A 13,590-nucleotide genomic window follows, 5' to 3' on the forward strand; every position below is an offset into this window, starting at 1 on the left:
TCCGGGCTTCGACTCCACCCCGCGTTTGCGGGGCGTCGCTCAGGGCTAGCCTTGAGTCCCGCCGCAGCGGCGGGACGCATTATTCACGAAGACATTCCGTTCGTGAATAATGCGGGCTACTGACTCGCCGCCCGAACCTTCGAGACGTAGGCTTGAAGCGCTTGAAGCTTTCCCTGGGCCTCTAGCTTCTCCAGAGACCCATCCTTCTGCGCAACGTCAGCATACAGGCGCCAGGCTCTGTTCGCCCACCGCGAGAATTCCTGCCATTGAAAGGTCCGATCCTCCGGGGGATTCGCCCGCGCGTAATCCTTAGCTAATACCACATAGAAGTCGGCAAAGTCGACCACATACCCGGTCCGGTGTTTGCTTGCCTCATGCATCGTAATGAGGGACTGGTACGCCCCGATGACGAGGTCATTTCCCTCCTCCAGGCGGTGCCGGTTCTCCTGGAGGTACTCGACCTTGAGACGATCCAACTTCTCTGCTTCGATGAGGGCGAGATATTCGTACACGGTCCCCCGAAACGTCTCGCTGAGTGTCCGCCAGGCCGTCGCCTTCTCCTCAAGGTGCCCCACAAACGCAGAAGCGTCTCCATCCGATTGTCCATAGCCCTGGAGGACCCCCTCAAAGTCCCCAAGTGCTTCGAGGCTGGCACGAGCCTCCGGCCCCAACGGGGAGGAGTCCATTTCGACCACAAGGCGGTAAGCATCGATCGCCTTCCCGTATTCCCGGAGCCGTTCATAGGCCATGGCCCTGGTATACCATATGATATCCGGGTAGCGATCCGGGTGCTTCTGCTCGTAGTCCTCCAGGCGGATCAAGGTTGCCTTATAGACATTGATTCCCGCAATGTCCTTGGGGACCGAGAATCGGTAGAGATCCTCCCGTGAGAAGCGGTGGAAATCGGTGACAATATCCAGCAGGCTTTCGCTCGGTGCGTACCGGGGGTCTTTTGCCACGCCCCCTGCACACCCGACCAAGAGAAGGGGTAGCAGAACGACGCTAAGGACAGAGCGCTTCATGAGCCACTCAACTACAGGTTGGGCTCCCCCAAATCGGCCAGGTTCTTCCGGCAGGCCACCCTGCAAGGTGCTGCGCTAGACGCTGAGGGGCACGCCTATTACTGGGGCGTCTTGGCGTATGATGCGCTTTGATTCACCTGGTCAAAGATCTGCCCCTCGCTGTCGATCGCGAGAAAGCTGCGGTTTTGGCCGTTGATGGTGACGAGGATGAAGTGTTGTTTGCTGGCCTCTTTCGCGAGGTACCAACGGTCGCGGGGTTTTCTGGGTACCACACCCCAACCACCGTCGCCGAGATACAACACCCCACCCGGATCGATTTTTTCGGCCCGAATCGGGTGGGTGCGTTTGTAGACGTGGTCATGATGCTCAAAGGCAACATCGACGCCAAACTGCTCGAACAGGGGAACCCAGTGCTCGCGGATCTTTGCGCTCACGCCATTGTTAAACCCCCGCACCGACGGATAGGCCGGCACATGGTAGACGGCAAAGAGGTGGGGAACGTCCTGCCGGCCGGCCAACGTTTGGCGTAACCAATCAGTTTGCTCGTTATCGATGGGGTGGGTGTGTCCAGAATCCAGTAAAACCAAGCTCAGGTACCGGCCAAAGTCTAAGACCCGGTAGCTCCGCTTGTTGGGCAGCGCGAACAGGCTGTAAAAATACGGTGCTTTTTCGGAGGTCTGGTTAAACCCACCCTGAACCTCATGGTTGCCGATCGCTACCACGAAGGGGATCAGCCGCCCGTCGGACGTCACCATGAGTTTCTTCCACGTGGCCAGCCAATTATACCAACGCCCCACCAGACCCGGCTCACCATTCGCATACGCGATGTCGCCGCCGATGACCGCGAACATTGGATCCTGTTTGGCCGCGAGACGGGAAATTTCCTCAAACGATTCGTCGAGCATGTCTAACGGGTCCATCGTATCTCCGCCGACGACGAACCGGATGCGCTCCTTCGTGTTCCGGGGCATGGTGCGGAATGTGAACTCAACGGAGTTTGCCCCCAAGCGGAACCGATAATCGACCCCTGGCTTCAGGCCAGTCAGTTCCGCCACGTGCACCATCCGATCAGAATGAGGCATCGGGTGGTGCGAACCCCTGACAGTGTGCCACACCCTTTCGTCGAGCCGCTGGTACTGCACGACGTCGTCGCGTCCTCCATGGCTATGCCACTGGATCGTCATGGTGGTCGTCGGATCGTGCTGCCAGGTCAAGTAGACCGATGGCGGATCGAATGGCTTAGGGCTCTGTTCCGTCGCTGCCTGGGGTAGCCCAGCGAGGAGGCCGAAAAGGACCAGGCATGCAGCCCCCGCTATCGTTATGAGCGTCCGTCTCGATACATGTGTCTCCACGCGTGACATTGAAGACTTCCTGCGCAAGGACTCTGCTGAGAAGATACCGGTGCGGGGTCGTTCATTCTCCTTCACCGCTCTGACCCTGCGAATCCCTCATGCTTAGTCGCTTTGGGACTGTGGACCCTCGTAGTAATCCAGGCCTGAATGATCCAGGACCTCTTCACCCACCAGGATGCGGAGCGTGTTCGTGAGTTTCAGGTGCTGGATGAATAAGTCGTGTTCGGGTTTGAGGTCGGGTCGTGCCATTGGAGACTTGAAGTAGAACGACAACCATTCCTGAATGCCGGAAAGCCGAGCTCGCTGCGCGAGGTCCAGAAACAGAATCAGGTCTAATACGACGGGAGCCGCAAGAATAGAATCGCGGCAAAGGAAATTGATTTTGATCTGCATCGGTTGACCCAGCCAGCCGACAATGTCGATGTTATCCCACCCTTCCTTTGCATCTCCCCGTGGAGGGTAATACTCGATTCGGACCTTGTGATAATACTGGCCATAGAGATCGGGGTAAATCTCTGGCTGCAGGATGGCATCCAGCACACCGCTCTTGGTGACCTCCTTTCCCCGGAAGGAGCCAGGGTCGTCAAGCACTTCGCCATCCCTGTTGCCGAGGATGTTTGTGGAAAACCACCCCCTGAGGCCTAACATTCTGGCCTTCAGGCCAGGCGCGATCATCGTCTTCAGCAATGTCTGACCGGTTTTAAAGTCTTTCCCTGTAACCGGCACCCCTCGCTTCGTCGCCAACTCGACGAGCGCCGGAATATCGGCGGTGAGATTCGGCGCCCCGTTGGCGAACGGGATCCCGGAACAGATCGAAGCATAGGCATAGATCATCGAAGGCGAGATCTCTGGGGCGTTGTCCTTCAGCCCGTGTTCGAACGCATCCAGCGTCTCATGTGTGGGACCCGCCTCAGAGAAGACCTCAGTCGAACCGCACCAGATCATGACCGCTCGCTGCGCCCCATGGGCACTCAGGAAACCCTCGATGTCGCGCATAAGTGCCTCGGCCAAATCCATCTTCGTGGGGCCGGCCTTAATGTGCGTCCCATGCAGGTTTCGGACGTATGCCTGCTCAAACACCCCGGGCCACGGCTTGATGGCTTCAAGCTCATTACGCACCGGAGCCAGCATTTCCGCCGGTAAGACCCCCGCGATACGGGCCGACTCGTAGGCATCCTCGGGAAAGATGTCCCACCCCCCGAAGACGACGTCCCGAGGATCGGCAAGGGGCACCAACGCCTTAATCGGGATAAAGCGAGGATGGGTGCGCTTGCCCAGCCGCAGCTTTTGCATCTGGGTCAGAGAGCCATACGGCTCGGCGAGCCCTTTGTTGATCAAATGGACGCCAGCAATGAGGGTCGTGCTTACCGCCCCCAGGCCAGGCAGCAGGACGCCCAGCTTCCCCTGTGCCGGGGCGATTTCTCTGGTTAGCTCGGGGTAAAACGAAGTCTGTTCACTCATGATAGCCTCTCTTCTTTGCGTGAGTTGTTGCGAGCGGTCCAAAATAGTAGGAGCAGGAATATTGGAGCGCCAACCGCGGTCAGGACCAGAAACCATGCGGCTTTTCCAAAGGCTGATAGCAAGATGACACCATAGATGAAATCTCGATGAGCCAGGGCGTCCAAGAGACGAGACACGCCGGGCGCCGGTGATCGAACAACTGAGCTAAAGAGAGGTCCGTCCGAGCGTTTCTCTCGCATGGTATACCAATAGACGAACCCGGCCGAGCCGACAGTGCCAGCAACCGCAAAGGCCCCGAGCAGCAGAGGCCACAATGTCTGCGTGGCCAAACTCCACCCGACCGCCATGCAGAAGAAGACTGCGGCATGAACCACATTATCTCCCCAGAAATCAATCAGGCCACCCCAGCGGGACTCCTGAAACCTCAACCGTGCCAGCTCGCCGTCGCACCCATCCAGAATGGAGTGGGCCAGAAAGAGGATCGCACCGGTGAGTTGATAAGCCGGGCTCGACGAGAGGAAGAAGGGGGCACCCAGCAGCCCGATCCCGACACTTACAGCGCTCATGGCATTGGGTGTTATGCGGGTCGTGACCAGCCTCCGTGAAATCGCCAGGGAGATCCACCGCTCGAAGTGGCGCGACATGAAGCCTTCGCTCTCTTTGATCAGCCCCCGGAGAAGCCAGTCCTCAGCTTTGGTGACATCTTGTGGTGTGGCCAGGGCGAGCATCCCCTCCCGACCAAGCGGCTGGTCGACTGTATTGAAGGACTGTCCCAGTGCGGCATACAGGTCTGATGCCTGGAGGCCACGCGACACAATCGAGATGATCGCTTCCGAGTCGGCCGCTTCGATCACGGCCACCCTTTCCGCATCGCGATACAGCTGGCCCGGCTCGATCTGCATCTCCAGAAGTCCCCGTAACCACTGTATTCGTGGAAGCACGTTCGCCGCCAGCATTACGATGCGGCCGGGCGGGAGTGGCTGAATCGGCTCACCAGGAGAGAGCACCGTGACCGGTGCGCCATCGAGAAGACGCTTTGCGCCGGCAGGCTCAGGGGTTTGTACCACAATCCGTCCGAACCCGGCACGACTAGCTGCCAACACACACCGACGCAACAGGGGAAGACCCAAGAGCATCGTGCCGGGCGAAACCTGCGTGTGTTCACTGGATTCATATGGGGCGATGATGAACAAACTTGACGCGGTCGCGCTCTCTTGGGCGTTGTGACTTGCGGTCATGACGCTCAGCGACTCCACCTTACCTTCGCCCCTCATCGCGCTGCAACGAGCGGTAATCGCCCAGAGACCGGCATCCATGCTCCGCTTTGCCGACTTGATTCCTGTGCCAAGGCCTCCAAGGTGACACAAAGAGAAGCCTCCGCCAAACTCCGAGACGTGACGGTCGAGGTCCCGGTGACTTCTGATACGAATTCGCTCGCGACGCCTCCGAACCAGTCAGGGTGATGGGACCCGGTAGACAAAGCAGGAGGGCACACCCATCGTATTTCGTCCCCCTTAACACTCGATGCGGTCAGTACCACCGTGTCGCCTTCAATCCGAATCATACCTCGTGTCCCTTCCAGGCTGGCCCAGTTTTTCCTCTCATGAGAGGCCCACGTGACAAAGACTTCCGCAGTCGCCGCAGAAAACTCGAGTCGAACTGTGGCGGTGTCCTCGATGGGCCACTCTATATACCGTCGAGTCTCGAGTCGCGCGCTGATCCGATCCGGCACCTGGCCCAACCATCCATACAGCACATAGAACGCATGCCAGCCATGGTCCATCAAGACCCCCCCTCCTGCCATGGTGGGATCAATCCGCCAATTCCCGTCCTGGGTCTCGACGGCGCTGGCAGGCTTGGTTCGAAGAGTCTGCCAGGTGCATCGCCGAATCTCGCCAATGGCCCCCTGCCGAAGAAGCTCACACACTTTCCTGATGATTGGCGCCTGATGCCAGTTGTGCACCGTGGCCAAGACTCGGTGATCCTGAGCCAGGAGTTCGCCCACAACATCCAGGTCTTCTCGCCGGCTTACCAGTGGCTTTTCGCAGAGAATGTGCACGCCATGCTGAAGGGCGGCCCGAATCAGCCCCGCATGCGTCGCGGGCGGCGTGCAGATATCCACGAAGTCGAGCACCTCACCGGCCAACAGCGCATCCAGGGATGCGTACCAATGGGCCTGAGGCAGGTGTTTTTGCAGTTCTTCCCTTCGTGCCGCACGCGTATCAGCTGCGGCGACAATTTCAACATCCGGTCGCTCTAACCACCCCGGAAGATGCCCGTGGACCGCAACGTTCCCGAGGCCAATGATTGCTCCCCGCAAGCTCATACTACCCAAGCCGCCATTCCTTGGCCACCGCCCCCATGGCTTCATCTAGGATGGCCAACCCGTCCAATGCGGTTTGTTCCGTGACCACCAGCGGGGGATTGATGCGGATGACGGGGGAATAACACATGGCCACAAGACCCCGCCGCAGGCATTCGTGAAACAGCGCCCGCGTCACCTCCGGCGAAAGGAGCTCTTTCGTTGCACGGTCCTTGACCAGTTCCACCCCGAGCATCAGACCCTTGCCGCGCACATCTCCGACAAACCGATATTTTTCTTTCAGCGACTGAAGCCTCGCCAGCATGATCGCCCCGACGCGCTCTGCATTCGCCACGAGATCCTCTTTCAGAATGATTTCCAGCGAAGCGAGGCCAGCGGCTGCGCCCAATGGATTCCCGCCGTAACTCGACGAGCTGCCGCTGGGATTCGCAAACGGTTTCGCCCGCGTCAGCTCGTCCGTCGAGATGAGCCCACTCACCGGAAACCCACTCCCCATCCCTTTGCCGATGGTCATCACATCCGGTACGACCCCGTCGTGGTCACACCCCCACATCTTCCCGGTCCGTCCGAAGCCGGTCAGCATTTCGTCAAAAATTATCAGCGCATCGTGCTCCTTCGCGATCGCCTGTACCGCCCTCAGAAAGCCTTCCGGCGGGATGACGTTCCCGGCCGTGCCCTGCATCGGCTCGACGACGATCGCCGCAATTTCGCCCTGCGTCTGGTACCGAATAACGTCCCGAAGGTGCTCCACGCACGCAATGCCGCAGTCCGGATACTTCAGGTTCAAGGGACACCGGTAGCAGTTGGCGTACGGAGACACGTGGAGACCCGGCATAAACGGGCCCAGATGTTGCTTGAAATTGTCTCCGAGGAGTCCCAACACCCCGCCGGTCTTCCCGTGAAATCCACCCCAGAACCCGATAAACTCAAACCGGCGCGTCGCAGATTTGGCCAGCCGGAAGGCGGCTTCCATGGCTTCTGCCCCTCCGGAAAACAACTGGATACGGGTGAGCCCTTCAGGAGTGAGCGAGGCGAGCAGCTCGAGGAACCGGCTCCGGGTCTCCGTCGTGAAACTGCCAAACGTGAGGCGTTCGGCCTGCCGTTTCAACGCGTCCACATAGTGTGGATGACAGTGACCAACGCTGCCGACTCCGATCCCCGCGATGAAATCGATGTACTCGTTTCCATCCTCGTCAACCAGCGTACAGCCTTTCCCCTGGGCCATCGCCAATCCTGAGTAGAGGGCGATCGACTGAAGCCCGGGGGCCATGTGTCGCTGTTCCTGCTCAACGATCTGTTTCGAACGGGGACCTGGTACTTTCCGCTTCATCGTTGCGATCCTCTGGTGAACCGGGCCTCCACGTACGATGCAATCCGGACCGACGCTTCATCGCGGTAGAGCGCAAAGCTGGGCCATGCATTCAGATCAATCAAGACCACCGCGCCCTCTTTCGTCGCAATGGCATCGCCTCCATAGACCTCAAGACCCAACGCCGCTGCCGCCTGCCGTACGAACGTGGCCAGTATCATCTGATCGAAGGAATACCCGGCCAGATCCTGGTCCCGGTGATAGAACCATTGAAACCAGGGCTGTTCTCCCGGAAGACGGCCAGGATCGCCCACCCCATAGAATTTGATCAGATCCCCAGCGAAATGCTCCTGGATCACCGCCCGGGGAATCCCCCGGCCGGCGAGATGACGCAGGGCTTCCTGCGCTGCGGCTATGGTCGGCGCAAAGACCACATCACCTTCCTGGGTGTTATGGACATCGGCACGCTTGACCCACACAGGTCCGGACACCTCAAGGTCTGTCGATGCCGTTGACACAAAAACACTCCGAGGAAATGGAATGGCCGCCTGCTCAATGAGGGGGATCATGCGGTCCCGATATGTATTCAGGACCGCCAACGGACTATTGACCTGAAGCACACCGCACTCTTCATATCGGCGAAGTTGGCTGAGGATCGCGGGACGCTCACACATCAGAAAGATAAACGCAGGAGACTGATCGTCCATCCGGCCCACCTCGTCCGGGTCGCTCAGGTTTACCTGAAATCCCTTGGCTTCCAGGTGCTTTCCCGTCAGCCGGAGTATTTCGGCATCATCAAATTCCCGCCCCGGCGAATGGGCGCGTTCCCGAAAAATTCCCAAGCACCACAGGTTGCTCACTGCTACCCTCCCGACTCACTTTGCTGCGGCCCGCCGCCGCGGTGGGCCAGCGTCTCGGCAAGGGAGACATCCCTGCCCCGATCGACATCCACCACCGCCGGAAGGCTCACACCGTATACAGGCTCTCCCCGATTCAGGAGCCAGACCAGGAACTCTCGCAGCCTTTTCACCTCGGGTGGAGGGGACATGCGCCGCACCTGCTCTGGGACGAGATACATTCCCGCCGTCACGGCGTCTCCGGAGTCTCCGCCGAGGTGTGTCACGCGACCCGACACATCCAGGTTCACCCACAATGGTCGCTCATCGTCCACGAACGGCGTTACTGCCAAAACGATCGCATGAGAGGGGAACAGCCGCGCCGTTCGCACGAAGGTGACAAACACCTCTTCAGGACACCAGGCATCCACCGTTGAAATCAGGGAGCGGCCCGAGCCGAGCCGACCCCCCACTTCTAGAAAGCTTTCGAGCGAGGAGTCTGTCGTTTTCACGATGATCTCGAGGTCCAGATCGGGGAAACGTGACCGCACCCAGTCTGCACACTCGCGTGCCTGCTCGTTGACGATGATCACCAGCGAAGAGATTCCGGCAGCCAGAAAATTTCGGATAACGTGCTCGATCAACGGCATCCCGGCCACGGGAACCAGAGGCTTCGGCATCGTCCAGCCTGCCTGCCGAAGGCGGACGCCTGCCCCTGCCGCGATGATCCCTCCCTTCACGATCGGCTCGCCGTTCACAACAATAACTCCCGCAATCCATCAAGGGTATGGATCACAGGGTCGTTCGGACAGCACCCTCCTGATTTTCGAAGCGTCTCGGGCATCAGCCAGATATGGGCCATCCCGACCCCGCGGGCGCCAGCCATGTCCCGGGGGAAGGAATCGCCCACAAAAACCGCCTCTGCCGGCTTGGCTTTCAACCCCGCCAGTGCCACCCGAAAGATCTGCGGGTCCGGCTTGAGGCAACCCACCTGGGTTGAGTCCACGACGACCGTCAGGAAAGGGCTGAGCCCCACCTCATCGCAGACCGTGGCGAGGTTGCCATAAAAGTTCGAGACCATCCCGAGCCGATACCGCTGGCTGAGTTCATTCAAGAGTTGCGCGCCGGCACCAAGCCGCTCCAGCGCTTCCTCCAGAAAACGCTTGGCAATCCTTTCACCAAGCATGGGGTCCTGCAAGCCGAGCCCGTCTGCCACACCCTGAGCGAGCCGCCCCACCGTATCCCGAAACGAAAAGGTGGAAGGAATGGTTCCCACGAGCGCGTCATCGGCCGTGTAGAAGACCCGATCAAACTGCTCGGATGAGAATCCAAGACCTTCGTCACGGTACAAGCGAAAGAATCGTTCCTTCCAGGCGATACCGTTGGCATCCAACGTCCCGCCAAAGTCGAACAGCACCGAGGTCCATGCGGTCTTACCCACGGTCGGCCGAGAACTTCGGAATGGTTGAGTCACGTTCCTGCAACGATGTCCCGCTTGGCACCTCAGGGAGCCCCAACCGACCAAGTCGTCCGCCATACCTCTTCAGCAGAACTACCAACCCTGGAACAATCCAGATCAGCTCGCGACCTCGGCGCACAAGGCCGTAGGCCATCCCCTGTGCGGCCGGCAGGCCGAGTAGCACAAACACCCCAACCCGCACCCCTTCTGCACTGCCGATACGCCCTGGGACAAACACCAGCAGGCTGTTGAGGATCATTGCCAGCGTCTCCACGGCCACCGCCGTCTCCCACCCGGCTGTCGGGGACAGCAGACGCAGGATCACGTACGTTTCTACGAGCCCCCCGCACCATCCGACGAGGCACCAGCCCGTAGCGGCAGCGAACCAGTGGCCTTGCTTGCCACTATAGAAACCCTGGATCCTGGCATCAAGGGTTTCTGCCAAGGGTTGATACGATTGGAGCCGGGAAGCAAGAAGTTTCCAGCGAGCCAACCAATGCAGTATTGGCAAGAAAGACCCCTTCCGCAGTGCCCATGTCATCAGGACGAGAGCGACTCCCAGCCCACCGAGCAGTGCCGCGGCGGCCAGCTTCATCGGTGTCGACAGATCAAATTGCGTGAGGCAGACCGCCATGCCAGCAGTCAGAAACAGCCATTGCGACAAGAACTCGGCGTGCTTGTGAACCGTAATCGAGGCGAGCGCATGGCTCAGTCCCAGGCTTTCGCGCGACAAATCGGCTCTCACCGGTTCTCCCGCAAAATTTCCTGAGGGGATCAGGTAGTTAATCGTATGACTCGCGAGGTACACCCCAAAGAGCCTCATGAATTTCGAATGCCGCAACTGTCGATCGATGAGAACCCACCATCCAGCCGTAAAGGCAAGTTCGGCAAATACATAGAAGGCCGCCAGGGCAACAAACCACCCCCCGATCACCGAGAGGTTCGCTTCAATGGCCGGCCACCCGACCGCCCAGAGTATCCATGCGATCAGGGCGACACCGGCCACGACCAACCCGACACTCGCGAGCTGCCTCAGCACCTGTCGTCTATGCACCTTTCGAGACTCCTTGACTCAATGGCTACTTCTCCTTGACCCTCCTGAGCCCGTACCTTTTGGATGATCCCGTCACGGAAAGACAATGTCGTCGGGTAAGGGCGTCCATGGGTAGGCCGGGGAACTCGCAGCCTGGGGCGTGGACAGGAGGTCCCGCCAATCGTGGCCGTTACTATAGGCAATTATACACACCGGCCGTGTTTAGGGAAATCAGAATTGGGCTTGACTTCTTGACAGGGCCTCTCGGTAAACGCCGAGGGCCCACAGGGGGAAATAGACCGGGTAGAGGTGGTACTTGAGGAAAAAGATACGTGGAAAGCCGGTCCCGTTCCAACGGGGATCGTCCCAAGAGCCGTCCGGACGTTGGGTTTCAACCAGATACCGGATCCCCCTGGCCACTGCCGGGCTCCTCGCCTCTCCCGCCGCGAGAAGTCCGAGAAGCGCCCAGGCGGTCTGGCTGGGGATACTCTCCCCCTTCCCGGCGAGGGCCGGGTCCGCATAGCTTAAAAGGGTCTCTCCCCATCCGCCGTCCACATTTTGGTGTTCTTCCAGCCATCGAACGGCCCGCCGGACGTACGGAGCATTCATATTTTCCCCGATGGCCTGAAGGCCTCGGAGGACCGACCACGTCCCATAGATATAATTAACGCCCCAGCGACCGTACCAGGAGCCATCTGCACACTGCGTTTCCTTGATGAAGGCCAGCGCCCTGGCCGCCTCGGGATGCGCGGCGGTTTCGCCGTAAGTTCCGAGCGTCTCGAGTCCCCGTCCAGCCAAATCCTCGGTGGGCGGATCGAGGAGGGCCCCGTGGTCCGCAAAGGGAATGTGATTGAGGAGGAAACGGGTGTTGTCCGCATCGAAAGAGCCCCATCCGCCACTCTCTGATTGCATGCCGAGAAACCAGCCGAGGCCCACTTTGATGACCTGTCGGATGTCGGCCCGATCCGGCAGCCGGACCTTCTTGAGGGCCATCAGCACCATGGCGGTGTCATCGGTGTCCGGATAGAAGTCGTTCCGGAATTGGAACGGCCACCCTCCAGCAGGAAGATTCGGCCGCTTCACCTGCCAGTCACCGCGTCGCAGGATCTGCCCTTGGACCAGCCACGCGGCAGCGTTAAGCAGTACCGGGTGGTTCCCGGGCAGGCCAGACTCCACCAAGGCGTTCATCGCAAGGGACGTATCCCAGATGGGAGCGAGACAGGGCTGCATACGAAAGGTGTCGGCCTCCTCGATCCCGAGGAGTTCGATCTCCTTCCACCCCTCGGCCATCTTGGGGTGGTCCTCAGAGTAGCCAAGGGTGTGCAAGGCCATCACCGCGTTGGCCATGGCCGGATAAATCCCGCCCAAGCCTCCCGGCCCCATCCGCGTCAGGGTCCAGGCCAACGCCCGCTGGCGCGCCCGAGCCCGGAAGGGACGTGGGGCCCAGTTCTCTAGATTGGGGAGCAGCCTATCCAGCCCGATGAAAAAGTTCTTCCACGAAATGAGCTGGTCGCTGAGCGGGAATCGCAGATCGGCCTCGGCTCGGGACGGGACGTACAGTTCATCAATGCGCGCTGCCTCCGGGATCCGGCAGACCGGCTTGAGGTCCATGAGGATGCAGAGGGGGACGATGACCGTTCTGGACCAATACGAGACCTCATAGATGTTGAAATAGGACTGGCGCGGGAGCAGCATGATTTCTATCGGCATGGCCGGTATCCCCCGCCAGTCGTACTGCCCGAACAGGGCGAGGGTAATCTTGGTGAAGACGTTGGCCTTGGTGACCCCGCCTTTGGCCAGGATATTTTCCCGGGCCTTGGCCATGAAGGGCTCGTCGGGACCGTGCCCCACGAGCTTCAAGGCGAAGTAGGCCTTGACCGTGGCACTGATGTCACTGGGACTTCCCGGAAAGAGATCCCATCCCCCATCGGGCAGCTGCTTGGCCCGGAGGTAATTGGCGCCCTTTCGTTCCAGGTCCTGATCCACCCGCCCCAGAAAGCGGCGGAGCATGAGGTACTCAGACGTCAGGGTGCTATCCGCTTCCAGTTCGCCTATCCAATAACCCAACGGATGCTGGATGCTCAGGACATACTCCTGCGCCCCGTGGATCGCCTTTTCCACCCCCTGCATAGCGGGACCCTCTTCAATCGTCCAAGATGTCATTTCCTTGTCTCCTTCCTGCTGATATCTTCAACAATATACAAAATAAATGCCGTTACTCCAAGAAAAACGAGACCCCGATGAGAAACAGGCTCGAGTCGATGCCAAAGTTCGGCTCGCGGGTGTCGCCATTCGAGATGTGAAGCCACCGCCATTCGCCGGTCAGTGCCGTATTCTCAGAGAGGAAGTAATGAAAGCCCAACCCGGCTTGGGGTGAAAAATTGAAGCCGTCATCCTGACCCGCCACATCGAAGTCCAAACCGAGAATGCCTGCCCCGGCCTCCACGAAGGGAATGAATTTGCCTTCGGGAAGGAAATTGTACCGGAACAGCAACGCGAATCCCCCCCCCCACCCGCTCGTGGGCTCCGTCTCGAAGAAAAACTGCCCTTCCACCAGCAGCTCAAAGTTACCCCGGTAAAAGGCGCCCCCCCCCAGGGGGTCGGTGATGCCGATACCCCACCGCGGGGCCAGAAAGACATACTGAAGGTCATCGATCTCAGGGGTCGTGTTTCCGACGGGTAAGGGAAACGCGTATCCGACCGCGATGGCAATTTCCTGCTTGCCGGATCCGAACAGCCGAGCCGGGGCGGCTGCGCTCTCTTGCTTGGATGACTCCGGGCCATCACCCGCTGCC

12 protein-coding genes are annotated in these 13,590 nt (G+C 59.6%); all 12 read right to left on the reverse strand.

Features of this window, described 5'->3' with window-relative positions:
* Window positions 1-116: 116 nt before the first annotated feature.
* A complete protein-coding gene (locus O6929_04145) occupies window positions 117-1,022 on the reverse strand; it encodes a hypothetical protein (protein MCZ6479588.1) in 906 nt (301 codons plus the stop codon).
* 98 nt (window positions 1,023-1,120) lie between these two features.
* Window positions 1,121-2,383 carry a metallophosphoesterase family protein gene (locus tag O6929_04150; protein MCZ6479589.1) on the reverse strand — a complete coding sequence of 421 codons (1,263 nt, stop codon included), beginning with the start codon at window positions 2,381-2,383 and terminating at the stop codon, window positions 1,121-1,123.
* A gap of 93 nt (window positions 2,384-2,476) precedes the next feature.
* The gene (locus O6929_04155; GenBank protein ID MCZ6479590.1) at window positions 2,477-3,835 is read right to left on the reverse strand and encodes an inositol-3-phosphate synthase; all 1,359 of its coding nucleotides are present in this window, start codon (window positions 3,833-3,835) and stop codon (window positions 2,477-2,479) included.
* Complete coding sequence (locus O6929_04160) at window positions 3,832-5,109, reverse strand: CDP-alcohol phosphatidyltransferase family protein (GenBank protein ID MCZ6479591.1); 1,278 nt, start codon at window positions 5,107-5,109, stop codon at window positions 3,832-3,834. Before O6929_04160 ends, O6929_04155 begins: the two co-directional genes overlap by 4 nt.
* Complete coding sequence (locus O6929_04165; protein MCZ6479592.1) at window positions 5,106-6,161, reverse strand: Gfo/Idh/MocA family oxidoreductase; 1,056 nt, start codon at window positions 6,159-6,161, stop codon at window positions 5,106-5,108. The genes O6929_04160 and O6929_04165 overlap by 4 nt, the downstream gene beginning before the upstream one ends.
* Window position 6,162: 1 nt before the next feature.
* The gene (locus O6929_04170; GenBank protein MCZ6479593.1) at window positions 6,163-7,488 is read right to left on the reverse strand and encodes an aspartate aminotransferase family protein; all 1,326 of its coding nucleotides are present in this window, start codon (window positions 7,486-7,488) and stop codon (window positions 6,163-6,165) included.
* A complete protein-coding gene (locus tag O6929_04175) occupies window positions 7,485-8,327 on the reverse strand; it encodes a hypothetical protein (protein MCZ6479594.1) in 843 nt (280 codons plus the stop codon). The genes O6929_04170 and O6929_04175 overlap by 4 nt, the downstream gene beginning before the upstream one ends.
* A gap of 2 nt (window positions 8,328-8,329) precedes the next feature.
* Window positions 8,330-9,061, reverse strand: coding sequence for an NTP transferase domain-containing protein (locus O6929_04180; protein ID MCZ6479595.1), 732 nt, complete (start codon window positions 9,059-9,061; stop codon window positions 8,330-8,332).
* Entirely contained in the window at window positions 9,058-9,744 is a 687-nt protein-coding gene (locus O6929_04185) for an HAD family hydrolase (protein MCZ6479596.1), read from the reverse strand. The genes O6929_04180 and O6929_04185 overlap by 4 nt, the downstream gene beginning before the upstream one ends.
* Window positions 9,737-10,816 carry a lysylphosphatidylglycerol synthase transmembrane domain-containing protein gene (locus tag O6929_04190; protein MCZ6479597.1) on the reverse strand — a complete coding sequence of 360 codons (1,080 nt, stop codon included), beginning with the start codon at window positions 10,814-10,816 and terminating at the stop codon, window positions 9,737-9,739. Before O6929_04190 ends, O6929_04185 begins: the two co-directional genes overlap by 8 nt.
* Window positions 10,817-11,026: 210 nt before the next feature.
* Entirely contained in the window at window positions 11,027-12,958 is a 1,932-nt protein-coding gene (gene shc / locus O6929_04195; GenBank protein ID MCZ6479598.1) for a squalene--hopene cyclase, read from the reverse strand.
* 52 nt (window positions 12,959-13,010) lie between these two features.
* Window positions 13,011-13,590 (reverse strand): acyloxyacyl hydrolase (locus tag O6929_04200; GenBank protein ID MCZ6479599.1); only part of this gene is annotated, 580 nt, incomplete at its 5' end.

This window comes from Candidatus Methylomirabilota bacterium, from assembly GCA_027293415.1.
In the GTDB taxonomy this organism is placed as follows: domain Bacteria; phylum Methylomirabilota; class Methylomirabilia; order Methylomirabilales; family CSP1-5; genus CSP1-5.